Origin of the sequence: Streptomyces sp. NBC_01551, from assembly GCF_026339935.1 — a bacterium.
Lineage (GTDB): Bacteria > Actinomycetota > Actinomycetes > Streptomycetales > Streptomycetaceae > Streptomyces.
The window spans coordinates 754879-778896 of record NZ_JAPEPX010000001.1; the positions used below are offsets into that span (position 1 = coordinate 754879).

The following is a 24018-nucleotide window of genomic DNA, read 5'->3' on the forward strand; positions in this document are numbered from 1 at the left end:
CCGTCCGACTCACCCTCCGGCTGGCAGCCCGGTCCGAGGGGCGGTCGCCAGGTGGTCGCCGACTCGCTTGACCATCAGGGTCATCTCGTACGCGACCTGGCCGACGTCGGAGTCGGCGTCGGAGAGCACGGCCAGGCAGCTGCCGTCGCCGGCCGCCATGACGAACAGGAACGCCTCGTCCAGCTCGACGACGGTCTGGCGGACCCGGCCGGACTCGAAGTGCCGGCCGACGCCCTTGGCCAGGCTGTGGAAACCGGAGGCCACGGCGGCCAGGTGCTCGCTGTCCTCCCGGGTCAGGTCCTTGGAGCTGCCGGTGGGCAGGCCGTCGCCGGAGAGGACGACCGCCTTGCGGATGCTGGCGACCTTGTCGACGAGTTCGTCGAGGAGCCAGTTGAGCGGGCCGGAGCCGCGGCCCCTGGTGTCGTTGCCGGTCTGCGGTGCGGTCATCGACCGTCCCCCTCGTTCTCGTTCTCGGTCGCGGGACCGGTGGCGGCGGACGTGCCCGCCCCCGTCTCCGACTGCTGCTGAGCGTTCTCCTGCTGTACCCGGCGCTGCTGCGCCGCGTACTCGGTGCGTCCGGCCGTCCAGCCTCGCTGGAGCGCGGACATGCGGTTGCGTACGTCCTCCGCGTCGCGTTCCTCCGGCCGCTCGGCGGCGGCTTCGGCGGACGCGGCGGCCGGGGCGTTCTTGAGCTGTGGGGCCAGGCTGGCCTGGCGGACCCGGCGGGGCAGCCCGCCGGGGCCGTGGGCGGGATTGGCACTGGTGGCCGGCGCGTCGGTCTCGGCGGGCGCCTGCCCGGGCCGCCGGACCATGGACACCGGGCGGGGATCCACCCGGCGGCCGTGCTCGGCGACCAGGGTCGGGGTCGGCCTGCGGCGCGGGAGCGGTACGGCGCCGGAGGCGCGGGGGCCGTCGGGGCGGACCTTCTCGACCCGGGAGTGGTCGAGGCGGACCGGGCCGGTGGGGGGCAGCGGTTCCCGCTCGCGGTCGCGGTCGGGTTCGCGCTCGCCGAAGCGGTCGGCGCCGCCCCGGTCAGCGCCGCCCCGGTCGCCGGCGTGGCGGTCACCGGTGTGCCGGTCGACGGAGTTGCGGTCGGCGGTGTTGCGGTGGGCTCCGTTGCGGTCGCTCTTCCAGCCGCCGGCCCGCTGCGGGAGCCCCAGCAGGGAGCTGCGCGGGGTGCCGTTCGGCGGGGTCTCGTCGTCCAGGGTGGCCATGGGCGGGCGGCCGCCGACGCCGCTGAGCCCGGCGATCCCGGTGATGTCGTCGAGGATGTCGAGGTCGGCGAGGCCGACGGGGGCCTCGGTGGCGTCGATGCCCTCCAGTCCGAGGGCGCCGAGCGGGGCCTCCAACTCCACCGGGCCGCGCAGGGCCCCGGCGGGCAGCGGGCGGCCTGAGCGGGCACGGCCGGACTGGGCGCGCTCGACGGCGGCCTGCGCGGGGCGCGGGGCGCGCTTGCCGTCGGTGAGCCGGATGCCGTTGCCATTGGTCTCGGGGGCGTCGGTGAGCAGGTCGGCCGGGAGGAAGACGACCGCGGTGGTGCCTCCGTAGGGGCTGTGCTGGAGCACAACCTTGACGCCGTGGCGCTGGGCGAGCCGGCTGACCACGAAGAGGCCCAGCCGGTCGGTGTCGGAGAGCTCGAACTCGGGGGTCTCGGCGAGCCGGAGGTTCGCGTCGAGCAGCGCCTCCGGGTTCATGCCGAGGCCGCGGTCGTGGATCTCCAGGGTGAAGCCGTTGGCCACGCGCTCGCCGTGGACGTGGACGGCGGTGTGCGGCGGGGAGAACACGGTGGCGTTCTCCAGGAGTTCGGCGACGAGGTGGGTGACGTCGGCGACGGCCGGGCCCTCGATGCCCAGGCGCGGCAGGCGGCGCACCTCGATGCGCTCGTAGTCCTCGACCTCGGCGACGGCGGCGCGTACGACGTCCATCAGCTGGACGGGCTTGCGCCACTGGCGGGAGGGTGCGGCGCCGGAGAGGATCACCAGGCCCTCGGCGTGGCGGCGCATGCGGGTGGTCATGTGGTCGAGGCGGAACAGGTCGGCGAGTTCCTCGGTGTCCTCGGTGCGCCGTTCCATGGTGTCGAGGAGGGTCAGCTGGCGGTGCAGGAGCACCTGGTTGCGGCGGGCCAGGTTGACGAAGACCTCGGAGACGCCGCGGCGGAGCTCGGCCTGCTTGACGGCGGCCTCGACGGCGGCGCGCTGGAGGCTGTTGAGGGCGAGGGCGACCTGGCCGACCTCGTCCTTCTCGAACTGCAGGCGGGGCGCCTCGGTTTCGACGTCCACGCTCTCGCCCGCGGCGAGGCGGCGCATGACGCTGGGCAGCCGGACACCGGAAGCCTCGTGGGCGTCCTTGCGGAGCCGGGACAGGTCGCGGACGAGGTCGCGGCCGATGCGTACGGAGAGGACGACGGAGACGAGGAGGGCGATGAAGCCGAGGACGCCGGCGATGGCGGCCTGGATCAGGACGTCCATGGCGGCGGGCTCGACGCGCTTCTGGTAGGCGTCACCGGCCGCGGTGCCCATGGTGGCGAGGTCGTCGAGGACCTTGGTGGCCGTCTCGTCCCACTGGGCGGCGGTGACGGCGCGCGGGGTCTTGGTGACCCCCGCGTTGATGAACCGTTCCTCCGCCTCGCGCAGGGCCCGGGTCTGGGCGCCCATCCAGTACGACTCGAAGCGGTCCCGGTCCTCGCTCGGCAGGATCGCCAGGTTGAACTCGTACAGCAGGCGGCGGTTGGCGGCGAAGTCGGAGACGTGCCGGATGTCGGCGGCGCCGACGTTGCGGGCGACGAGCGCCGAGGCGATGACGGCGTCCTCCCGGGAGAGCGTCTCGCGGGCGCGGGTGATGCCGACGAGGGCGCGGCCCTGCTTGTCCATCTCCACGTTCTCAAGGGCGTGGAGGTTGACCAGGAACTCGTAGCAGGGGTCGATGAGTCGGCTGTAGAGCTCCAGGGCCTGGCTGGGATCGAGGCTGTTCTGGTCGACGGAGCGGCGCAGCGCGGAGATGCCGCGGAAGGCGTCGAGGATGGAGTCCAGCCGCTGGGCGGTGCTCTCGCTGAGCTCGTCGAGGACTTCGGGGTCCTTGGCGCTCGCGCTGATGCTCTCGACGGCGGCGTCGGTGGCGGCGCGGCTCTTGGCGAGTTCGGCGGTGGCGACGGAGGAGCGGGGGTCGCCGACGACGACGAGGGTCTGGCGGCGCTCCTTCTGGATGACGCGGACGACGTCCTCGATGGGATAGCCGACCTTGTCTATGACGTAGGCCACGTCGAGGAGTTGGAGGGCCTGGCGGCCTGTGATGACTGTCGCGAACCCCCAGAGGGCGGTCAGGGAGACGAGCGGCACAAGGAGCAACGCCACGATCTTCCGGCGGATGGACTTCCCGCGAAAGCGCATGGCCTCCCCAGCCTCCCCCAGCTCAACCCCATTGGCGGGGGTCGGTGTTCCGTCATTTAAACGGCGTGAGCCTACTACTGCCACCGTGCGGCTTCGAAGGCGTGTCCGGACGTTTTCGGCCGGATGCGTTGGCGGAGATCACTAGTTGTCCGCTCATTCCGGGCGTGAGCGGACCGATATGTGGCAGATGACACTTGGTGGGGCGTCAGTTCCCGCTACGTGATGGATGGCTGGAATTCTTCGTTCCGCGTTGTTCAAGCGCGGGGAAGGTGTCCGGCATCCGGGAATCTCTCGGCCGTCCCGAACGTCTTTCCAGGTATGGGCGGCCGCGTGGAGGGGAGTGAGCGGACCATGCGGATGTACGAGGACGGCGGCGCGGGTGGCGCCGGGCGGTCCCTGTGGGTGGAGGAGGAGGCTCCGCGGCGCAGGCTGCCCGACCCGGTGCGGACCTCGGCGGTGCGGGCGGTGCTGATCGTGGCCGTCACGCTGACGGAGGCGACGATCACCTTCTTCCTGATGATCACCGGCTCCTGGCTGGCGCTGCCGATGGCGCTCGGCGCGATAGCCGGGACCGTCGTGGCCACATGGGGGGTGCTGGACGTGCTGATCACCCGGCAGATGTGGAACCAGCGGTACGGGGTGGTGTCGCAGCCGAGCAGTACGGCGCGGGCCCGGCGCCGCGAGGCCCGGACGGGGGCTCCGTCCGCGCAGGGCGGCCGAATACGGGCGCAGCAGGGCGATACGGCGGCCGGTGGACGCGTCGCCGCCTGGCATGCGCCGGCCGGTGACCGGCGGTACCAGACGGGCGCCGGTCGGGGCTGACGGCGGGGCCTTGCCGGGTTGGCCCGGGGCCGGGCCGGATCCCGGGGCCTGGGCAGGGCATGTCCGGCATGCCCCCGACCAGGCAACCGGGTCGGCGGGGGCCTGGGCGGCGTGCACTGGTCGGGGTGCCCTGGGCGGGCGCCGGCCGGGCGCCCGGGTCAGGCGCCTACCGTCGAGCGGCGGAACATCCGGGTCGCCGTGATCTCTCCGTGGATCGTCTCCTCGTCCGGGGACTGCTGGGGCAGGCCCGGACGCAGGTGCTCCTCCACGCTGATGTACTTCAGGCCCGCGCGCAGGTCCGCGTCGTTGCGCAGCCGGATGACCAGCGGGAACTCGGCGAGGGCCGTGGTGTCGAACAGGCCCGTCGTGTACAGCAGCTGGACGCCGAGCGCGTCGGACACGGCCCGCTGGAGCTCCAGCAGGTACGTGGCGTTCGCGCGGCCGATCGGGTTGTCGAGGAACAGCGTGCCCGCGTGGCGGTGCTTGTCGCGGCCCCGGTCGTTGCTGCGCAGCGCCGCCATCGTGCAGTACAGCGCGATCGCGGCGGTCAGCAGCTGCCCGCCGGAGAAGACATCGCCCATCTGTCCGACGGGGACCCGCTCGGCGCGCAGCACCGCGTCCGGCTTCAGGATCTCCACCGCGATGCCCTTGGGCTCCAGCGCCGCCTGGACGCCGCGCAGCAGCAGTGACATGCCGTCGCGGCGGCCCTCGCCGAAGGAGGCGGCGCTGTTCTTCTTGACGGCGGAGCGGGTCGCCTCGTCGATGACCTCGCCGAGCCGCTCGGTGAGCGTGGCCTGGTCGGGCTCCTCGAAGCGGATCCGCAGGAACTCCTGGCCCGACCACTCCCCCAGGCCCTCGGGGAGCTGGGAGAGCCGCTGGGCGGAACGCAGGGTGGCCAGGGCCGACTCCACCAGCCCGCGCAGCCGGTCGACGATGCTGTCGCGATTGCGCTCCAGCTGCGCCAGCTCGTCGGTGAGGACGCGCAGTCGCGGGGCGAAGGCCGCCGCCCAGGCGGCCGCGTGCTCGGGCAGGGCGGAGGCGGGCAGTTCGCGGATCTGCTGGCGCGCGGGGGTGCGCACCTGCTCGTAGCGGTTGGCGTTGGCGTGCCGGACGAGGATGTCGCTCGCCTCGCGCACCGCCGCCTCGGCGGCCGAGAGGTCGGCCGCGCAGCCGCGCAGGGAACGGCGGGCCTCGGTGGCGGACTGGCGGGCTTCCTCCAGGGTGCCCGGGTGGGGCGCCGGGGACTGCTCGTCCTCGTCGTGGCCGTGGTCGCGCAGCAGGTCCCGCAGCAGGGCGGCGAGCTCGTCGAAGCCGCCGGCGCCGTCCTCGGCGGTGCGGTGGGCGCGCAGCAGGTCCGCGTGGGCGGCCTTGGCGCTCTCCACCGCCGCGGCGTGGGCGGCGAGCTGGGCGGTGGCGGTGCGCAGCAGGCCCTGTGCCTGTTCGACGTCCCCGGGGATCATCTCCTCGGGCAGTTCGGTGTGCGCCTCGCCGTCGGCGGGGGCGTGCCGTTCGGCCTCGCCGCGCAGCCGGCCGAGCTGCTCGCTCGCGGTGGAGGCGCGGGACTCCAGCATCTGGACGAGGGACTCGGCGCGGGCGGCCGCGGCCTGCCGGGAGGGGCCGTCGGCGCCGTCGGTGCCTTCGAGGAGCTGGGCGGCGCGGGTGCGGACCTTGTTGGTGAGCCGGTCGAGTTCGGCCAGGGCGGCGCTCTCGTCGCCTTCGGCGCGGGCCTGTTCGGCGCGCAGGTCGGCGCCGACGCCGACCTTCTCGTAGAGCTGGGAGGCGGCCCGGTAGGCCTCACGGAGGTCGGGCAGCGGCGCCTTGGGGGCGCCGTCGTCCTCGGGGAGGGGCTCGGGGGCGCCGGCGATCTCGGCGCGTTCGGCGCGCAGCGCGCGGGCGGTGCGGCGGGCGTCGTCCGCGGCGCGCTGGGCGGCGCGGCGGTCCTCGTCGGCGGCGCGGGCCCGGTCGAGGCAGACCTCGGCGCGCGCCTCGGACTCGGCGGCCTCGTCGGCGAGTTCGCGGACCTTGGCCTGCCAGCCCGCGCGTTCGCGCAGCCGGAAGGCGAGTCCGGCCAGCGCGTCGGCGGCGCGGCGGGCCCGCTGGGCGGTGTCCTGGCGCTCGTCGCGGACGCGGGCGGCGTCGGCGGCGGCCTCGTCGGCTTCGGCGCGTACGGTACGGGCCTCCGCGAGCTCGGCGTCGGCCTCCTCGGCGAAGGCGCGGGCGGCCTCCGCCTGCTGCGCGAGCTCGGCGAGGCGGCCGGGCGGGCAGCCGGTGCGCCAGGAGGCGAGGCGGGCGGCGAGTTCGCGGTCGCCGGAGAGGCGGGCGGCGAGGTCGCGGATCTCGGTGTCGCGGGCGGTGGCGCGGGTGCGCAGCGCCTGGCGTTCCTCGTCGGCGGCGTGCTCGTCGTGCATGGCCGGGTTCGGCGGTACGAGGAACACCCCGGAGGCGGAATCGTCGCCGACCGGGGGCACGGGGGCCAGCAGGGCGGCGGCCGTACCGACGGCGACGGTGGAGCGGGGCAGCAGAGCCGCGCCGGAGAGCACCTCGCGGGCCCGGGCGTGGGTGTCGGGGTCGGTGATGACGACGCCGTCGACGAGTTCGGGGCGGGCGGCGAGGACGGCGGCGTGGTCGGCGGGGTCCACGGACTGGGCGAGGTAGCGCCAGCCGGGCAGGGCGGGGATGCCGTGCTCTCCGAGGTACTCGACGGTGGCCAGGACGTCGGGGCCGGGGGGCAGCAGCCCGCCGTCGCCGAGCGCGCCGAGGATCCGGGCGTCGTCGGCGGCGGCGGTGCGCAGCTCGAACAGCTGGCGCTCGGCCGCCGCGACGGCGCGGGTGAGCAGCTCACGCAGGTCGTCGGCGTTCCGGTCGAGGTCCTCGACTCGGAGGCCGCCGCCTGCGGCGGTTTCGGGGTGGCCGGCCGAAGCACCGGAGCCGGCGGCTCCCGGGCGCCCGGAGGCGGAGCCGGGTGCGGTTCCGGTCGCGCCGGCCGGCGCGGCGGAGCCCGCGGAGGCGCCCGGCGTGCCCGGGCGCGGGTGCGGGAGGAAGGTGTCCGGGGTCGAGGGGAGGCCCAGGAGGTCGGCCAGGCGGGGGCGGCCGCGAGGGAGGCTGCCGCCCGGTGCTCGGCGTCGTGTGCGGCCTCGGCCGCGTCGGCGGCGTCCGCCGCGCGGGCGGCGGTGAGTTCGGCGCGGGATTCCGCGGCGGCGGCCTCGCGGGCGGCCTCGGCGGTGGCGCGGGCGGCCTCGCGGGATTCGTCCCAGGCGGCGACGGCGGTCTTCTCCGCGTCGGCGGCGGCGAGCGCGGCGCGGGCCGGGTCGGCGTCGGGGGCGGTGTCGTCGAGCCAGCCGGCCCGGACGGCCTCGGCGGTCTCCTGCTGGACCTCGCCGAGGCGGGAGCGCAGGTGCTCGGCCTCGCTGCGGGCCCGCTGGGCGGCGGTGGCGGCGGCGGTGGCGTCCCGGTGGGCGGTCTCGCCGAGTTCCTGGAGGGCGGCGGAACGCTCCTCCTCTTCGTTCGCGGCCCGCTCCCCGTGCTCGGCGGCGGTGTGCAGGGCCCGTACCAGCTCGGCGGCGGCCGTGGCGCGCGCGGCGAGCGCCGGGGCGGCGTCCCGCTCGGCCTCCAGGATCGCCGCGGCGACCCGCGCGGAGCGGTCGGCGGCGGCCCGGTGGCGCAGGACGATCTCGGCGGCCTGCCAGGCGGAGTGCAGGGTGCGGGCTTCGAGGAGCTCGCGGCGCTGCGCGGCGGCGGCCTTGTCGGCGACGGTCAGGGCCAGCGAGGCGTGCCGGTAGGCGAGTTCGGCGGAGATGGCGGCGCTGCGGTCGCGCGCGGCCTCGGCGGCGGTGACCTCGTGGGCGGCGCCGGTGACCCGCTGGGCGAGGTCGGCGGCGCGGCCGCGCTCCTCGCCGGCGCGGGCGGACAGCCGCCGGGCGAGGGTGCGCGTGCGGCGTTCGGCGCCCGCGTGGACGTCGCGCAGCCGGGACCGCGTCTCGGCCGCCTCGACGATCTTGGTGAGCAGGTCCACGGAGCCGGCGGTGAAGTCCCGTTCGGCCATCAGCTCGCCGCGTCGGCCGAGCTTGTTGCCGAAGCCGTGGACCAGGTCGGCCAGGCCGTCGGTGTCTCGGGTGTCGGTGACGGCGCGCAGCAGCAGGTCGGTGAAGTCGGAGTCCTTCTTGACCGCGAAGAGGCCGGCGGCCTCGCCCTCGTCGGCGTTCATCTCGCGCTGGTAGCGGAAGAGTTCGGGGTCGAGGCCGAGTTCGGTGAGGTGCTCGTTCCAGCGGTCGTGGATCTCCTCCCAGTACACCTCCAGGTGCGGGTACGCCTTGCCGGCGTCGGTGATCGCGTCGCGGAAGCCCTTCATGGTGCGGCGGCGGCCCTGGGCGCCGGAGGCGCCTTCGACGGGCGGGCGCACTGCGGTGGCCTCGGCGACGGGGAGGTTGTCGAGGCTGAGGCCCGGGCCGGGGCGGAAGGAGTACCAGGCCTCGGCGAACTTGCGCGGGTCGTTGGAGACCTGGCGGCCGCGCCATTCGCTGACCTTGCCGACGACCACGCACTCGCCGGTCTGGGTGTGCTGCCACTCCAGGGCGACGTGGCCGCAGTCGTCGGCGAGCAGGAACTTGCGCAGCACGCCGGAGCTGGCGCCGCCGAGCGTGTTGCGGTGACCGGGGAGCATCACCGAGAAGATCAGCTTGAGCAGGACGGACTTGCCGCCGCCGTTCTCCAGGAAGAGCACGCCGGCGGGCGCGGGGCGCCGGGGCGGGCCGGTGGGCTCGTCCTCGAAGAACTCCGCCTGGGTGGGCGCCGGGTGGGGCACCGGTTCGCCCACTCCGCGCAGGTCGAGCACGGTGTCGGCGTAGCGTGCGCCGGCGGGCCCGATGGAGTAGAGGCGGATCCGGGACAGCTCGTACATGGCGGCGGACTCTCGTGAATTCTCGGTACGGAGGGGTACGGAGGGCAGGTGGCTCAGGCGTGGAACGGCAGGCCGGCGTCGGCCGCGAGCTCCAGGTCGTCGCCCTCGGGCGGCGGCAGGAGGGTGGCGGAGCCGTCGCTGACGGGGACCACGCCGAGTTCCAGGAGTTCGGCCATCGCCGAGCTGCCCGCCATGTCGCGGACCTGGAGCTGGTAGCGGGGGGTGGTGCGGTAGGTGCCGCCGGACTCGTCGCCGGTGCGCTGGAGGAACCCGGAGTCGGTGAGGAAGGCGGCGGCCTTGCCGACGATGCCGGTGGTGGATCCGGCGAGGCGGCGGGCGTCCTTGGTGGCGCCGGTCGCGCTGCGGCGGGCGTAGACGCGCCAGGCGGCCTCCAGGCCGGGGGCGTCGGAGGCGGGGTCGGTGTTCTCGCCGAGTTCCTCGGCGCGCTCCTCCAGGCGGCGGCAGGTCTGGCGGACGAACGCGTCGACGCCGTTGACGGTGATCCGGCCGATGTAGCCGTCGTCGGCGAGGTCCTCGGGCCGGGGGAAGGCGAGGGCGGCGACGGCGAGGTGCGCGAGGCCGTGCAGGAACCGGTCGGCGGAGTCGGCGGTGGTGCGGCGGGCGTAGTCGCCCATGCGCACGGCGAAGACGGAGTCCTCGCCGGCGGCGACGGCCATGCCGGCGCGCGGGGACACCTCCAGGACGACGAGGCCGAGCCCGGTGGCGACGGCGTCGGCGAGCCGCCCGAAGGCGGGGTCCTCGCGGTAGCGGCGCAGCAGTTCGGCGTACTCGGCGTCGCGGGCCGGGAGCAGCTTGGGCTGGAGCCCGAAGGCGACGAGCCGGGCCGCGTCCGCGGCGTCGGCGGGCGTGACGGTCCCTCCGGGGGCGGTCCCTCCGGGGGCGGGCGCGACGGGAGCCGACGGCGCGTCGGGCTCGCTCCACGCGGGGTGCTCGGCGTGGTGGTCGCTCACGGGTGGGTCTCCTCGGCGGTGCGGTGTGCGTGGTGTGCGGTGGCCGTGGGGCGCTGCGCCCGGGCCGGCCCGGCGGCGGGCGGGGTCCGTTCCGGGTACGGAGCCCCGGCGGCCCGGCGGCCTCCGGCCCGGGGGGTGCCACGGCCCGTGGCACCCACAGCGGCACGGCCCCCGGCCCCAGCCGAAGGACGGTCTGCGTCCCCGGCGCCGGCCCGGGTAGCGGCCGCGCGCGCGGTGCGGAGTCCGGCTCCGGCTTCGGATCCGGCTGTGGGGCGGTGGCCAGGCGGCGGGGGCCCGGCGGGGGCGGTGGTCACGACGCCTCCGAGCGGGCCGCGGCCATGCCGGCGGCGTCGAGGAGGGCCGTGCCGACGATCAGGTCGGCGCCGCCGAACTCCGGGTCCTCCAACTGCGTGCCGTCGTCCACGGCGAAGAGCAGCCGCTCCTCGCCCTGGCGGTACGCGGTGCCGACCGCCGGGCTCGCCGCGTGGACGGCCAGCAGGGCCACCAGGTACGGGAGCTCCGGGTCGCCGCGGCGGGCCTGCGCGAGCAGCCCGGAGAGCCGGCGCGGGGCGTCGTGCGGCAGGTCCAGGAGCTCCATGGCGCGGGCGAGCTGCTCCTCGCTGAAGCGGCTGTCGTCCGGGGTCGCGATGAGGTCCGGCTCCGGCATCTCCACGCCGAGGTGCTCCCGCTCCACGGGCGGGGTCAGCAGTATCTCGACGAGGTCGGCGGCGCGGACGGAGACGGGGGTGCGCAGGCCGGCGCCGGCCGCGAAGAAGGCGTCGGTGACCCGGCAGGCCTGCTCCAGCGGGAGCGGCAGGACGGGGGCCACGAGCTGCCCGTACAGGTCGATGCCCGAGCGCGGCGCGGGGGCGGCGAAGGCCTGCCGGTCCTGCTCGGCGCGGAACAGCGGGCCGGCGTCCAAGAGGCGGGACTGGAGCTGGGTGTGGCGGCGGATGCAGTCCTTGACGATGTCCACCAGCTCGGCGGCGCGGCGCTTGTTCTCGGGGTCCTCGGCCTCGTCGCGGGCCCGGCGGATGTTCGTCAGGATCGCGTTCTCGTGCCGGTAGCGGTCGGCGACGTGGTCGAGGGCCTCGGCGATCATGTCGGGGACGGCCTGGAGCCAGTCCACGGCGCGCACGTTGCGCCGCGTCGCGTCGAGGGTGCGGCGCAGCGTCTCCGCGTACTGGACGGTGCGGTAGCGGGCCTGTTCGGCGGCGAGCTGCGCGTCGGCGAGGCGGCCCCGGCTGATCAGGACCTCCAGCTTGACCTCGGCGGCGATCTGCGCGCTGGTGACGTCCGTGTCGAGGGCGCCGACCAGGACGTTGACGGCCTCGTCGGTGGTGCGCAGGTAGACGCCGCCGCCGTACCCCGGGACTTCCTCGATGAGTTTGAAGTCGTAGTCGCGGCGTACGTACACCCCGTCGGGGCCGAACGTGCCGTAGATCGCGCGGAAGCCCCGGTCGACGCTGCCGACGTTGATCAGGTTCTCCAGCACCCAGCGGGCCACCCGCTCGTGCTCGGCGGCCGGGCGGACGGGCGCCTGGGCGGCGACGCGGGGCAGCAGCCGGGCCACTATCTGCTCGTGGTCGGCACCGGTGTCGAAGTCCATGTTGAGCGTGACCAGGTCGATCGCGGCGAGCGCGACCTCCGCCATCGCGTAGCCCCCGTACTCGCCGGCCAGGTTGGCCTTGCGTACGTCGAGGTCGTGCAGCGGGGCGGTGCAGGCGAGCGCGCGCAGCCGCCGGGCCAGGCCCTCGTCGGCGGCCGGGCCCGGCGCCGGGGACGAGAGGGGCTTCGCCGGGGCAGGGAGAGTCACGGACAAAGACTAGGCGCTGATACGGACAACATCCCAAACGGCATGGTTCGGCCGGATCGGTCCCGGAGCGACGGGGAACCCGGCACGGCGGTCCGGGCGCTGTTCTACGCTCACCGCATGGCTTCCATGATCGCACCCAGGATCACCCCCCTGATCGACCTCAACGCCGACCTCGGCGAGGGCTTCGGGCGCTGGACGCTGACCGACGACGAGGCGCTGCTGTCCGTGGTCACGTCCGCCAACGTGGCGTGCGGCTTCCACGCCGGGGACCCGTCGATCATGCGACGGGTGTGCGAGCGCGCGGCGGAGCGGGGGGTACGGATCGGCGCGCAGGTCGCCTACCGGGACCTGGCGGGCTTCGGGCGGCGCTCCATGGACGTGCCGCCGGATGAGCTGGCCGACGAGGTGGCGTACCAGATCGGGGCGCTGGAGGTCTTCGCCCGGGCGGCCGGGTCGAGGGTGTCGTACGTGAAACCGCACGGCGCGCTCTACAACCGCACCGTCCACGACGCGGGCCAGGCGGGCGCGGTCGTCGCCGGGGTCCGGCTGGCGGCCGGGGCACAGGGTCTTCCCGTACTGGGGCTGCCCGGGTCGCTGCTGCTCGCGGCGGCGGCGGAGGCCGGGCTGGCCGCCGTACCGGAGGCCTTCGCCGACCGGGCCTACACGCCCGCCGGGACGCTCGTACCGCGCGGCGAGCCGGGGGCGGTGCTGCACGATCCGGACGCGGTGGTCGCGCGCGCGGTACGGATGGCCGTCGAGGGGGCGGTGACCCCGGCCGACGGGACGGCCCCGGTACCGGTCGCCGCGCGCTCGCTGTGCCTGCACGGGGACACCCCGGGGGCGGCCGGCCTCGCGCTGCGCGTGCGGGAGGCGCTGCGCGCGGCCGGGGTGCGGGTGGAGGCGTTCGCGTGAGGGCCCTCGTGGCGGGCTCCGAGGGACTGCTGCTCGAAGTGGACTCCGCGGCGGAGGTGGCCGCGCTCCACGCCGAGCTGCTGCGGCGCCGCGCGGAACTCGGCCCGGTACGCGAGATCGTGCCGGCGGCCCGGACCGTACTCCTGGACGGGGTGCGGGAGCCGCGCGCGCTGGCGGAGCGGATCGCCCGCTGGGAGGTGCCGCCGCTGGCGGAAACGGAGGGGCCGCTGATCACCGTCCCGGTGCGGTACGACGGACCGGACCTGGCCGAGGTGGCCCGGCTGTGGGGGGTGGGGGCGCGGGAGGTCGCGGAGATCGTCGGCTCGCTGGTGTTCCGGGTGGCCTTCTGCGGCTTCGCACCCGGGTTCGGGTACCTGACGGGGCTCCCCGAGCACCTGCACGTACCGCGCCGGGCCACGCCGCGCACGGCCGTCCCGGCGGGCTCGCTGGCGCTGGCGGGCGAGTACGCCGGGGTGTACCCGCGCTCCTCCCCCGGCGGCTGGCAGCTGATCGGGGCCACGGACGCGGTGCTGTGGGACCCGGAGCGGGAACCGGCGGCGCTGTTCGCGCCCGGGCTGCGGGTGCGGTTCGAGGAGGCCGGGTCATGAGCGGGGCGCGCGCCCTGCTGGTGCTCCGCGCGGGGGCGCTGACCACCGTCCAGGACCGGGGCCGGCCCGGGTACGCGCACCTCGGGGTCCCCCGGTCGGGCGCCCTGGACGCGGGGGCGCACGCGTTGGCCAACCGGCTGCTGGGCAACCCTGCGGACGCCGCGACCCTGGAGACCACCCTGGACGGGGTCGCCCTGCGGGCGCTGGCCCCGCTCACGGTGGCGGTCACGGGAGCGTCCTGCGCGGTACGGGCCTCAGGACGCCCGGTCGCCTGGGGCGAGCCGGTGTGGCTCCCGGCCGGGGCCGAGCTGGAAGTGGGCCGGGCGGTGTCGGGGCTGCGCAGCTACGTCGCGGTCCGGGGCGGCTTCGCCGTACCGCCGGTCCTGGGCAGCCGGGCGACGGACCTGCTGTCGGGCCTGGGCCCGGACGTGCTCGCGGCGGGGGCGGTGCTGCCGGTGGGGGCGGCGGGGCGGGACCCGGTGACCGGGGCGGACGTGACGGGGGCGGCGGGGGCGGGGCCGGGGGCGGAACTGCTGCTGCCGTTGCGGCTGGGGCCCAGGGCCGACTGGTTCACCCCGGAGTCGATCGCGGGGCTCTGGCGCTCCGGGTACCGGGTGTCGGCGATGTCCAACCGCATCGGCCTGCGCACGGAGGCGGGCCCACCGCTGCTCCGGTCGCGCCCGGGCGAACTCCCGAGCGAGGGCATGGTCCTGGGCGCGGTCCAGGTCCCCCCGGACGGCCTGCCGGTGGTCTTCCTGGCCGACCACCCGGTCACGGGCGGCTACCCGGTACTCGGCGTGGTCCCGCCCGGCCCCGCCCTCAACGCGGCGGCCCAGGCCCGACCGGGGGTCGGGGTGCGGTTCGTGAGGGCGCGGGCGTGACCGGCATACGGGTCGGGCGGGATGGGACAGGGTTGGGGACTTCCCGCCAGTCTCACTGTCCTTCCGGTTCGGTCCGGCCCGTCAAGGGCGCTCACTGCGTTCGCGTCGCTTCGCGATGGCCTTCGGCCACCCTTGACCGACCGGCCCGAACCGGAATGCCAAAGACTGTCGGGAACCCCCCAAAGAAACGGTCAGGGGGAACCGTTCCAGGGAGGGCGACGCGAGACGCCTGAACGGGACCCCTGCCTCCCGGCAACGCCGCCCTCCGGGCGGAAAGACACCCGCACCAGCCCCCAGCAGCACCCAAGTACCAAACGGGGGCCAGGCGCGTCAGATCGCTACGTGCTCCTCATTGCCCGGCGACCGCGACCCGTCTGTGGCCGGACATAAGCCGCCCACGATCGCTACACAGCGCGGACCGGCCGGCGGCGAACGGTCGCCGTGGGCTGGTCAGGGCGCGTTGTCAGTGGGCGTCCTTACGATCGAGGCATGAGAGCTTCTGGAACGTTCAGCGTCAAAGCCTTCGACCCGACCGACGTCGTGCCGTCTCCCCCTGTGGCCACCGGAGTTCCGGTGGGCGTGATGACGATGGAGAAGCACTTCGAGGGTGACATCGTCGGCCGTTCGGCCACGCTGTTCACCTCTGCGTTCGACCACACGGCGGGTGTTGGCACCTACCTGGCCATGGAGTCCTTCGAAGGCACGCTGAACGGTCGCGAGGGTGCGTTCAACTTCGCGCATTCCGCCACGACGCACGGCAGTGACCGTGTCAACGAGTTCTTCGCCATCGTGCCGTCCAGTGGCACCGGCCGACTCACCGGCATCGCCGGATCCGGTGGGCTGACCGTCGATGCCGACGGCACCCATCGGGTGTGGTTCGACTACGAGCTGAGCTGACCAGCCACAGACGTCCGCAGTCGCCAAGCCGTGAGGAGCGCGTAGCGATCTGACGCGCCCTGCCGGCCTTCTGTTAGTCGGATGCTGCTGGGGGCGGGTTCGGCTGTCTTTCCGCCCGGAGGGCGGCGTTGCCGGGAGGCAGAGCTCCCGGCCAGGCGCCTCGCTCCCGAGAGGTGGGCATGGTCCCCCCTGACCGTTTCTTTGGGGGGTTCCCGGCAGTCTTTGGCATTCCGGTTCGGGCCGGTCGGTCAAGGGTGGCCGAAGGCCATCGCGAAGCGACGCGAACGCAGTGAGCGCCCTTGACGGGCCGGACCGAACCGGAATGCCAAAGACTGCCGGGAACCCCCCAACCCTGTCCCATTCCGTCCGACGTGAATACCGGACACCCGACACCGCAGCCCGGACCTACACCGCCGACTCCGGCGCTATCCGGCTCCGGACCGCCGACTGGACTTCCTCTTCCTCCGCCGGGTCCGCCGCCAGGTGGCGCAGCCGGGGGGCTACACGGGCGTCGGCCGTTTCCGCGTGGTGGGCCGCCACCTCGCGGGTGGTCTCCTCGCAGTCCCACAGGCACTCGACCGCGAAGCCCGCCGCGAAGGACGGGTCCGTGCTGGCCAGGGCGCGCGCCGCGCGGCCGCGCAGGTGGGACGAGGACGTCTCGCGGTAGACGTGGCGCAGCACCGGTGCCGCGCAGCCGATGGCGAGCCGGCCGGCTCCGTCGACCAGGGGGAACAGCCTCAGGCTGTCCGGGCCCGCGCCGCGGACCGTGGAGCGGAGGGCGCTCAGGACGAGGTTCGTGTCCTCGGCGCCGCCGCGGGTGGCGAGGAGGGCCGCCGCGGCCGCTCCGAGGGCGTCGGGGCGGTGGGCCCAGAGCCGGGCCCGGTCGATGGCGGCGGGGCTGTACATGCGCTCGTAGGCGGCCACGGCGGGCTCGTCCCCGGCGGCTTCGATGAGGTCGAGGACGGCCGGGTTGTCCGGTTCGGCGACGACCAGGTGGTGCAGGGCGGTGGCCCGGGCCGCCTCGCCGGCGGCTCCGGCGGCGGCCGCGAGGATCGCGGAGCGGTCCTCGGGGGCGGCCACCGCGGCGAGGCAGCGGGCGGCGGGGACGTGCAGCGGGGTGCCGCGGCTCAGGCCGTCGGCGGCCCAGTCGAAGACGGCCTGGACTCCCCAGCCGGGGCGGGGCCCGCTGGGCGTCAGCTGGCGCTGCCAGCGGTCGAAGGAGCCCTGCTGGCGGGCGGCGCGCAACCGCTCGCCGAACTCGGGCGTCTCTTCCCACAGGCACCAGGGCCGCGGCTCGTACGCGTCGCGGACGGCGGCGGCCAGCCGCGCCTCGCCGTCGGCGGTGGCCGGGAATCTGGCGAGGATGGGGGTGGCGAGGCCGCGCAGTCCCTCGTCGTCGTCGCGCAGGGCGAGTTCGTCGAGGGCCCACGCCCAGTTGGCGCCGGAGGCTGCGTACCGGCGCAGCAGCATGAGCGCGTCGTCGCGGCCGTAGGAGGCGAGGTGGCCCAGTACGGACAGGGCGAGGCCGGTCCGGTGGTCCTCCTCGTCGACGAGGTCGTCGGCGCTGAAGAGGTGGGTCTCGATCTCGCCGAGGGGGCCGTCGAGGTCCAGGTAGAGCCTGGCGTAGTACAGGGAGCGGTTCTCGACCCGCCAGTCCTGGCGCGGGTCGCGGAGCACGCACTGGTTGAGCGCCGCGAGGGCCTCGGCCCTGGGTGCGGCCAGGGCGTGCAGCGTGCCGTCGCCGCGACCCCGCTGGAGGAGCCCGAGCAGGGTGCCGCTAGGCGCTATGACTGGTTCGAACATGGGAATGGCCTCAAATCAAGCTGGGGACGCAACCGGGAATCGGGATTCACAGGGCCGCGTAACAGCATGTGAGGACGTCCGCCGTCATGTTCCGCTCGATGTAGACCATTGCCTTCTCACTCTCGTCGGTGCTTCGCGGCCATGGCGGCCGGTTCGGCAGGTGGTGGGTCGGGACACCCTTCGCGTCCAGCCCGCTCCTGCCCGTCCGTCATGTTCGCGAATCGAATCCGACGCCATGATGACCCAGCCGGTTTGTGCACCGCGACCACATTTACGGCCGCCGTGACCAACCCGTGAGGTCCGCGTCGGCCGATCGGTGCCCAGGTGGCGCCAGAAAACGGATTACTCGGCTCCGAAGAGTTCCAGCAGGTCGGCCTTGGCGAACATGCGGGCGGTGTCCACGGCGGAGGGGGTTCCGGCGGTCGGGTCCGCGCCCGCGGCGAGCAGCGCGCGGATGACGGCCTCCTCGCCCTTGAAGACGGCGCCGGCCAGCGGGGTCTGGCCGCGGTCGTTGGCGCGGTCGGCCTCGGCGCCGCGGGCCAGCAGGGCCGTGACGGTGGCGGCGTGGCCGTGGTAGGCGGCGAGCATGACGAGGGTGTCGCCGCGGTCGTTGGTGAGGTTGGCGGGGACCCCCGCGTCGAGGTACGCGGTGAGCGTCTCGGTCTCACCCTGGCGGGCGAGGTCGAAGATCTTGGTGGCCAGTTCGATGACGTCCTCGTCGGGGACGCCGTTGGTGCCGGGGCCGGAGCCGTCCGGGGTGTGCTCGCTCATCGTTCGTACCGCCTTTCGCTGGCTGATGGCGTGATGTTTCCCCAGGCCGGGCGGGCAAGGGGGCGTACGGAGCCGCGTCCGTACGGGTGAATCGTCAGGGTAGCGCCCGGTCCCGCACAGGAGCGGGACCGGCCGGGGCGAAGATCGCCCTTGACCCCCTTCGCCCCGGACGCGCCAGCCGGGGAGGGCCGGTCAAGTGAAAAACCCGGAGATTCACCCGTATGCACCTTTTGTCGCATTGATACTTCCTGTGAGCCTGGAACAACTGATGGTGACTGTCCCCACCCACCAGGAGAACCTCTCATGGTCCTGTCCATCTCAGGTGTCGTCCTACTCGGCATCATCTGCTTCCTGTTCTTCAAGAAGGACGGGATGAAGCTGACGCACGCGTTCGTCTGCGCGCTCTTCGGCTTCTTCCTCGCCGGCTCCGCGATCGCCCCCAGCATCACGGCGAGCACCGCGAGCCTCGCGAGCCTGCTCGGCGGGATCAAGCTCTAGGGCCCGCCGAGCGAGTGGTACCGAGAACACCCAGCCACACCCGACGTACCCCGCCACACCCACAACTCCAGGAGACGCCCGTGGCCCGGCGCCCACTTCCCCGCATCCTCAGCAGCGGCACAGCGTCGCTGGCACGGGGCCGCGACTTCGCTCGCACGGCCGCCGACAGCGCCACGGACGTCCTCCATCCGCTCCTCGTCATCGGACGCGGCCTGCGCATCCTGGCCTCCGCCGGGCGGCGCAAGTGGGCCGAGACCCCCAAGGACAAGCGTGGTCCCGCGCTGTTCCTGGCAGCGGCCTGCGTCCTCGTGGTCGCGCTCGTCCCCTACGGTCCGCTGCTCGCCCTGATCACCCTCATGGCGGCGGCAGCCTGGCAAGGACGCGACCGCTCCCCGGTGAAGACCGGTCCCAGCGATGCCGAGACCGAGCGGCTCGGCTCCCTCTACGAAGCCCTCGTGCCGTACTTCTCCATCCCGGAGGACCCGAATCCGCTCTTCGCCCACGGCGGGGACTGGGACCAGGCCTTCAGCGGCTACGAGTTCGACGAGGCGGGCCGCGTCACCCGGCTGCGCATCCGCTACCCGGCCTACTTCACCGACGGCGAGGCCCCCTCGCGGGCCCGGATCGAGTCACTGCTGCACGCCAAGTCCGGGCGCGGACGGGAGTACCGCTTCGACTGGGACGAGGAGGGCAACCAGCTCGACCTGAGCGTGCTGGCGGCGCTGCCCACGGGCATCGCCGCCCAGCCTTTCGTCACCTCGCCCGGTGAGACCGTGCTCGGCTTCACCGACGCCGGCGGCGTGCAGCGCACGCTGCCCGTCGTGGAGGGTGACGAGCCGCGCGACGTGCCGCCGGTGATCTGGCGCACCGGACCGCGCTCCACCGAGCCGCACCTGCTGGCCGTCGGCCAGCCGAGCAGCGGCACCTCCACCCTGCTGCGCTCGATCGCCCTCCAGGCCCTCCGGCACGGGGGCGACGTACTGGTCGTCGAGGGGGGCGGCACCGGCGAGTACGCCTGCCTCTCGGGCCGTACGGGCGTCCTGGCCGTGGAATGCGGCCCGACGGGAGCGCTGGCCACGCTGGAGTGGGCCGCGCACGAGACGGAGCGGCGGCTGATCGCCGGCCACCGGGCCCGCGAGACGGGCCGCCCGGCGCCCGAGGACACCCGGCGCCCGCTGTGGATCCTGCTGGACCAGCCGAGCGTGCTGGCGCACCTGGCCGTCGCCGAGGGGCACCCCGATCCGCTCGGCCAGCTCCAGGTGCCGCTGCGGCACGGCCGTGCCGCGCACATCACGGTGGTGGTGGCCGAGCAGTTCGACCACCTGGAGCTGCTGAACGACGCCGTCTGGCAGCACACCCGGGCGCGGGTGGTGCTCGGGCCCGCCGCGATCCAGCAGATCGCCGACGTACTGGGGCTGCCGCCGCACACCACTCCGCCCGCGCAGGTCCCGCCCGGGCGGGGGTACGCGCGGCTCGGCACGGGTCCGGTGCACCGGCTCCAGGTGCCCGCCACGCCGGACCCGTACGACGACGCCACGCCCGCGGCGCACCGCCAGGCGGTACTGGAGCTGCTCCCCGCCCGCCGGGCGTCCGGGGCCGGGGACCACCTCACCCCGGGCAAGCCGCTCCCGGGCCACCAGCCCCCCGCGCAGGCGCAGGCCCCTGCGATGGACTCCGCGGAGATCCCCGAGGTGCCCGCCGAAGCCCCGTAACCGCCTCTCCTACGCCACGAAGGTGCGCGGCGGCTCGGCGCCGCTGCCGCCCGCGCCCGTGCCGACCAGCCGGGCCGCCGCCGCCAGCCGGGCCGCGGCCTCCTCGGCCACCGGGCCGCCGACGGTGAACGGGAGCCGGACGTACCCCTCGAAGGCCCCGTCCACGCCGAAGCGGGGGCCCGAGGGCACCCGTACGCCGACCCGCTCCCCCACCTCGGCCAGCCGCGAGCCGGACAGCCCGCCCGCGCGGGCCCACAGGGTCAGCCCGCCCCGCGGCACCTCGAACTCCCAGTCCGGCAGTTCCCGGCGCACGGCCGCGACCAGCGCGTCCCGGTTCTCGCGGGCCTGGTCGCGGCGTATTCCGACGGCCTCCTCCCAGCCCCCGGTCCGCATGAGCCAGTTCACCGCGAGCTGTTCGAGCACCGGAGTGCCCAGGTCCGCGTAGGCGCGAGCGGCGACCAGGCTCCGGATGACGTCGGGCGCCGCGCGGACCCAGCCGATCCGCATCCCGGCCCAGAAGGCCTTGCTGGCCGAGCCGACGGTGATCACGGTGGATCCGGCCGGGTCGAAGGAGCACACCGGGCGCGGCATGGCCACGTCCGGATCCAGCCGGAGCTCGGCCATGGTCTCGTCCACGACGAGCACGGTCCCGGCCGAGCGGGCGGCCTCGACCATCGCGCGACGCTGGTCCTCGGAGGCCAGGGCGCCGGTCGGGTTGTGGAAGTCGGCGACGACGTACGCGAGGCGGGGCGCGGCGTCACGCAGCACCTTCCGCCACACGGCCATGTCCCAGCCGGCGAGGCCGTCGCCCATGGCGACCGGTACGAGGCGGACGCCCGCGGCGCGCATGAGCTGGAGGATGTTGGCGTAGGACGGGGATTCGACGGCGATCCGCTCCCCGCGTCCGGCGAAGAGGCTGCAGATGGCGTCGATGGCGCCCATCGCCCCGGTGGTGACCATGATCTGCTCGGGCATGGTCGGGATGCCGCGCTCGGTGTACCGGTCGGCGAGCATCCGGCGCAGCGCGGGCAGCCCGGCGGGGTAGTCCCCGTGGGTGTGCGCGTACGGGGGGAGCTCCTCCAAGGCGCCCTGGACGGCCTTGGTGAGCCAGGGCTCGGGGGCCGGGAGGGCGGCGCAGCCTAGGTCGATCATGGAGCCGAGGGACTCGGGCGGCAGGGGTTCCAGGCCGCGCGCGGGCAGCGGGTTCCCGGCGGGTACGGAGGTCCAGCTGCCGGCGCCCCGGCGGGATTCGAGGAACCCCTCGCCGCGCAGCGCCTCGTACGCGGCGGCGACGGTGGTGCGGCTGAGGGAGAGGGAGACGGCCAGCTCGCGTTCGGCGGGCAGCCGGGCGGCGACGGGGACGCGGCCTTCGAGGACGAGCAGCCGGATCCCGTCGGCGAGGGTGCGGTACGCGGGCGGCTTGCGGGCGCCGGCCGCGGCGGGCGGCCGCTGCTGGGAGCCGATCAGGCGGGCGAGCTGTGCGGCGCCGACCGCCGAGGTCCACTGAGCCATGCTGTCCGGTCCACCTTCGTCGAATTGGCCCCGACCGGCCCCCGAGGCGACCGGTATTGGATTGCTTCCGTAGCCCCAGACTGTCATGCGCGGCTCTCTCAGGGCCAGAGGGCCCGGCCGCCCGGGCGAGGGTCCGGTCGGGCGCGCGCCCGCGCAGGGGGCATACTGCCGCCGTGACGCAACGACCCCCTCGCCACCCGTATCTGGACCACCACGGTCCGATCCCCTTCGCGCACCGCGGCGGGGCCGCCGACGGGCTGGAGAACACCGCCGCCGCGTTCCGCCGTGCGGCCGACGCGGGCTACCGGTACTTCGAGACCGACGTGCACGCCACGCTCGACGGGAAGCTGGTCGCCTTCCACGACTCCACCCTCGACCGGGTCACGGACACGCGGGGGCGGATCTGCGAGCTGCCCTGGAGCCGGCTGCGGGAGGCCAGGGTGGGCGGCAAGGAGCCGCTGCCGCTGCTGGAGGAGCTCCTGGAGGAGTTCCCCGACGCCCGCTGGAACATCGACATCAAGGCCGAGTCCGCGGTGCACCCGCTGGTCAACCTGATCGCGCGGGCGGGCGTCTGGGACCGGGTCTGCGTGGGCTCGTTCTCGGAGAGCCGGGTGGCCCGGGCGCAGAAGATCGCCGGCCCCCGGCTGGCGACCTCGTACGGGGTGCGCGGGGTACTGGGCCTGCGGCTTCGCTCGCTGGCGATCCCGTTCGCGCTGCGCGTCGGCGCGGTGGCGGCGCAGGTTCCGGAGACCCAGGGAGGCGTCCGGGTGGTCGACCGGCGCTTCGTACGGACCGCGCACGCGCGGGGACTCCAGGTGCACGTCTGGACCGTGAACGAACCGGAACGCATGCGGGCGCTGCTCGACCTGGGAGTCGATGGCATCATGACCGACCGGATCGACATCTTGCGCACGGTGCTGGAGCAGCGCGGGGCCTGGGCCTGACGAGCCCGTACGGCCACCGCGCGGATCCGGCGGCCCGTGCGGTACGGGGACCAGCGAGGGGGCACCCATGAGTGCGCAGACCACGGACGAAGCGGAACCGGGGGCCGAGGACGGCAGAGCCGGCGCGGCCGCGCGCAAGCGCGAGCAGCGCGGCTGGTACTTCTACGACTTCGCCGTCTCGGTGTACTCGGCGAGCGTGCTGACCGTGTTCCTCGGGCCCTACCTGACCTCGGTGGCCGAGGCCGCCGCGAAGGCCGACGGGACCCCCGGGTTCGTGCACCCGCTGGGCATCCCGGTGCGGGTCGGGTCCTTCTTCGCCTACTCGGTCTCGGCCTCGGTGATCCTCGCCCTGCTGCTCATGCCGCTGGTGGGGGCCGTCGCCGACCGGACCGGCCGGAAGAAGCCGCTGCTCGCCGTGGCGGCGTACACGGGCGCGGCGGCCACCGCCGGGATGTTCTTCCTGGGCGGCGAGCGCTACCTGCTGGGCGGGGTGCTGCTGGTCGTCGCGAACGCCGCGCTGTCGGTCTCGATGGTGCTGTACAACGCCTACCTGCCGCAGATCTCCACGCCGGACGAGCGGGACGCGGTGTCCTCGCGGGGCTGGGCCTTCGGCTACACGGCGGGCTCGCTGATGCTGGTGGTCAACCTGGTGCTCTACCTGGGCCACGACTCCTTCGGGCTCAGCGAGGGCGAGGCGGTACGGATCTGCCTGGCCTCGGCGGGCCTGTGGTGGGGAGCCTTCGCGATCATCCCGCTGCGCCGGCTGCGGGACCGCTCGGTGGTGCGCGAACCCGGGGCGGGGCCGGCGGTGAGCGGCTGGAAGCAGCTCGTGGCCACGCTGAAGGACATGCGGCGCTACCCGCTGACCCTGTCGTTCCTGCTCGCGTACCTGATCTACAACGACGGCGTGCAGACGGTGATCTCCCAGGCCTCGATCTACGGCTCGAAGGAACTGGAACTGGAGCAGTCCACGCTGATCGGAGCGGTGCTGCTGGTGCAGGTCCTGGCGGTGGCCGGCGCGCTGGGGATGGGCCGGCTGGCCCGGGTGTACGGCGCCAAGCGGACGATCCTCGGTTCGCTGGCCGCGTGGGCCCTGACGCTGGCGGCGGGCTACTTCCTGCCGGCCCGGACGCCTGCGTGGTTCTTCGCGCTGGCCGCGATGATCGGGCTGGTGCTGGGCGGCAGCCAGGCGCTGTCGCGCTCGCTGTTCTCGCACCTGGTGCCGGCGGGCAAGGAGGCCGAGTACTTCTCCGCGTACGAGATGAGCGACCGCGGGCTGAGCTGGGTGGGGCCGCTGGTGTTCGGCCTGACCTACCAGATCACGGGCAGCTACCGGGACGCGATCATCTCGTTGGTGGTCTTCTTCGCACTGGGTTTCGTGCTGCTCGCCCGGGTGCCGGTGCGGCGCGCGGTGGAGGCGGCGGGGAATCCTGTTCCCGAGCGGATCTGAGAGGGGTCCGACGGTACGCGGGAGCCCCGGCCTGACCGAATTCTCTGGCGAATTCCGAACGGATTTCGACGTTGAAGCCAAGGGCCGGTAGTGTACGCCTTTGGCCTGCCAGGCGGACCGTTACTGCGCGCTAAAGAA

16 protein-coding genes and 1 pseudogene are annotated in these 24018 nt (G+C 74.6%); 9 read left to right on the top strand and 8 right to left on the bottom strand.

Going from position 1 to position 24018, the window contains the following annotated elements; translation table 11 throughout:
* Positions 1-9 precede the first annotated feature (9 nt).
* Together OG982_RS03195 and OG982_RS03200 are read right to left on the bottom strand one after the other, a co-directional pair.
* Positions 10-447: a roadblock/LC7 domain-containing protein gene (locus tag OG982_RS03195; protein WP_266789920.1), complete on the bottom strand. Its 438-nt coding sequence runs from the start codon at positions 445-447 to the stop codon at positions 10-12.
* The gene (locus OG982_RS03200) at positions 444-3386 is read right to left on the bottom strand and encodes a nitrate- and nitrite sensing domain-containing protein (protein WP_266947902.1); all 2943 of its coding nucleotides are present in this window, start codon (positions 3384-3386) and stop codon (positions 444-446) included. Before OG982_RS03200 ends, OG982_RS03195 begins: the two co-directional genes overlap by 4 nt.
* 351 nt (positions 3387-3737) lie before the next feature.
* Between OG982_RS03200 and OG982_RS03205 the strand changes: the two genes are divergently transcribed.
* The gene (locus OG982_RS03205; RefSeq protein WP_266947903.1) at positions 3738-4208 is read left to right on the top strand and encodes a hypothetical protein; all 471 of its coding nucleotides are present in this window, start codon (positions 3738-3740) and stop codon (positions 4206-4208) included.
* A gap of 158 nt (positions 4209-4366) precedes the next feature.
* Here OG982_RS03205 and OG982_RS03210 read toward each other — a convergent pair.
* From OG982_RS03210 to OG982_RS03220, 3 genes and pseudogenes are all read right to left on the bottom strand, one after another.
* Positions 4367-9105: pseudogene (locus tag OG982_RS03210) on the bottom strand (hypothetical protein).
* Between the two features lie 53 nt (positions 9106-9158).
* Entirely contained in the window at positions 9159-10076 is a 918-nt protein-coding gene (locus tag OG982_RS03215; RefSeq protein ID WP_266947904.1) for a hypothetical protein, read from the bottom strand.
* A 310-nt stretch (positions 10077-10386) separates the two neighbouring features.
* On the bottom strand, positions 10387-11892 hold the full coding sequence (locus tag OG982_RS03220; protein ID WP_266947905.1) for a hypothetical protein: 1506 nt from the start codon (positions 11890-11892) through the stop codon (positions 10387-10389).
* A gap of 150 nt (positions 11893-12042) precedes the next feature.
* Between OG982_RS03220 and OG982_RS03225 the strand changes: the two genes are divergently transcribed.
* The 4 genes from OG982_RS03225 (at position 12043) to OG982_RS03240 (ending at position 15190) form a co-directional block, all read left to right on the top strand.
* The gene (locus OG982_RS03225; RefSeq protein WP_266792244.1) at positions 12043-12804 is read left to right on the top strand and encodes a LamB/YcsF family protein; all 762 of its coding nucleotides are present in this window, start codon (positions 12043-12045) and stop codon (positions 12802-12804) included.
* Positions 12801-13412 (top strand): allophanate hydrolase subunit 1, encoded by a 612-nt coding sequence (locus OG982_RS03230; RefSeq protein ID WP_266789910.1) that lies wholly within the window; start codon positions 12801-12803, stop codon positions 13410-13412. The genes OG982_RS03225 and OG982_RS03230 overlap by 4 nt, the downstream gene beginning before the upstream one ends.
* Positions 13409-14293: a biotin-dependent carboxyltransferase family protein gene (locus tag OG982_RS03235; RefSeq protein ID WP_266947906.1), complete on the top strand. Its 885-nt coding sequence runs from the start codon at positions 13409-13411 to the stop codon at positions 14291-14293. Before OG982_RS03230 ends, OG982_RS03235 begins: the two co-directional genes overlap by 4 nt.
* 489 nt (positions 14294-14782) lie before the next feature.
* Positions 14783-15190: a DUF3224 domain-containing protein gene (locus OG982_RS03240; RefSeq protein WP_266947908.1), complete on the top strand. Its 408-nt coding sequence runs from the start codon at positions 14783-14785 to the stop codon at positions 15188-15190.
* Between the two features lie 405 nt (positions 15191-15595).
* Here the strand turns inward: OG982_RS03240 and OG982_RS03245 are convergent, their stop codons facing one another.
* Positions 15596-16993, bottom strand: a complete 1398-nt coding sequence (locus OG982_RS03245) for a HEAT repeat domain-containing protein (RefSeq protein ID WP_266789906.1) — start codon at positions 16991-16993, stop codon at positions 15596-15598.
* A 342-nt stretch (positions 16994-17335) separates the two neighbouring features.
* A complete protein-coding gene (locus OG982_RS03250; protein ID WP_266789904.1) occupies positions 17336-17764 on the bottom strand; it encodes an ankyrin repeat domain-containing protein in 429 nt (142 codons plus the stop codon).
* Positions 17765-18067: 303 nt separating this feature from the next.
* On the opposite strand from OG982_RS03250, the gene OG982_RS03255 reads away from it, so the two are divergent.
* Together OG982_RS03255 and OG982_RS03260 are read left to right on the top strand one after the other, a co-directional pair.
* Complete coding sequence (locus OG982_RS03255) at positions 18068-18262, top strand: hypothetical protein (RefSeq protein ID WP_007262923.1); 195 nt, start codon at positions 18068-18070, stop codon at positions 18260-18262.
* 80 nt (positions 18263-18342) lie between these two features.
* A complete protein-coding gene (locus OG982_RS03260) occupies positions 18343-19974 on the top strand; it encodes a hypothetical protein (RefSeq protein ID WP_266947909.1) in 1632 nt (543 codons plus the stop codon).
* Positions 19975-19983: 9 nt separating this feature from the next.
* Here the strand turns inward: OG982_RS03260 and OG982_RS03265 are convergent, their stop codons facing one another.
* The gene (locus OG982_RS03265) at positions 19984-21486 is read right to left on the bottom strand and encodes a PLP-dependent aminotransferase family protein (protein ID WP_266789900.1); all 1503 of its coding nucleotides are present in this window, start codon (positions 21484-21486) and stop codon (positions 19984-19986) included.
* 173 nt (positions 21487-21659) lie between these two features.
* On the opposite strand from OG982_RS03265, the gene OG982_RS03270 reads away from it, so the two are divergent.
* Together OG982_RS03270 and OG982_RS03275 are read left to right on the top strand one after the other, a co-directional pair.
* Positions 21660-22430 carry a glycerophosphodiester phosphodiesterase family protein gene (locus OG982_RS03270; protein ID WP_266789898.1) on the top strand — a complete coding sequence of 257 codons (771 nt, stop codon included), beginning with the start codon at positions 21660-21662 and terminating at the stop codon, positions 22428-22430.
* A gap of 67 nt (positions 22431-22497) precedes the next feature.
* On the top strand, positions 22498-23880 hold the full coding sequence (locus OG982_RS03275; RefSeq protein WP_266789896.1) for an MFS transporter: 1383 nt from the start codon (positions 22498-22500) through the stop codon (positions 23878-23880).
* The last annotated feature ends 138 nt before the right edge of the window (positions 23881-24018 follow it).

What these genes read in the sequence shown, in the direction of transcription:
- OG982_RS03200 (WP_266947902.1), bottom strand. Translation starts at nt 3,386, where the DNA reads ATGCGCTTTCGCGGGAAGTCCATCCGCCGGAAGATCGTGGCGTTGCTC.
- OG982_RS03250 (WP_266789904.1), bottom strand. Translation starts at nt 17,764, where the DNA reads ATGAGCGAGCACACCCCGGACGGCTCCGGCCCCGGCACCAACGGCGTC.
- OG982_RS03240 (WP_266947908.1), top strand. Translation starts at nt 14,783, where the DNA reads ATGAGAGCTTCTGGAACGTTCAGCGTCAAAGCCTTCGACCCGACCGAC.
- OG982_RS03275 (WP_266789896.1), top strand. Translation starts at nt 22,498, where the DNA reads ATGAGTGCGCAGACCACGGACGAAGCGGAACCGGGGGCCGAGGACGGC.
- OG982_RS03235 (WP_266947906.1), top strand. Translation starts at nt 13,409, where the DNA reads ATGAGCGGGGCGCGCGCCCTGCTGGTGCTCCGCGCGGGGGCGCTGACC.
- OG982_RS03205 (WP_266947903.1), top strand. Translation starts at nt 3,738, where the DNA reads ATGCGGATGTACGAGGACGGCGGCGCGGGTGGCGCCGGGCGGTCCCTG.
- OG982_RS03245 (WP_266789906.1), bottom strand. Translation starts at nt 16,993, where the DNA reads ATGTTCGAACCAGTCATAGCGCCTAGCGGCACCCTGCTCGGGCTCCTC.
- OG982_RS03195 (WP_266789920.1), bottom strand. Translation starts at nt 447, where the DNA reads ATGACCGCACCGCAGACCGGCAACGACACCAGGGGCCGCGGCTCCGGC.
- OG982_RS03265 (WP_266789900.1), bottom strand. Translation starts at nt 21,486, where the DNA reads ATGGCTCAGTGGACCTCGGCGGTCGGCGCCGCACAGCTCGCCCGCCTG.
- OG982_RS03255 (WP_007262923.1), top strand. Translation starts at nt 18,068, where the DNA reads ATGGTCCTGTCCATCTCAGGTGTCGTCCTACTCGGCATCATCTGCTTC.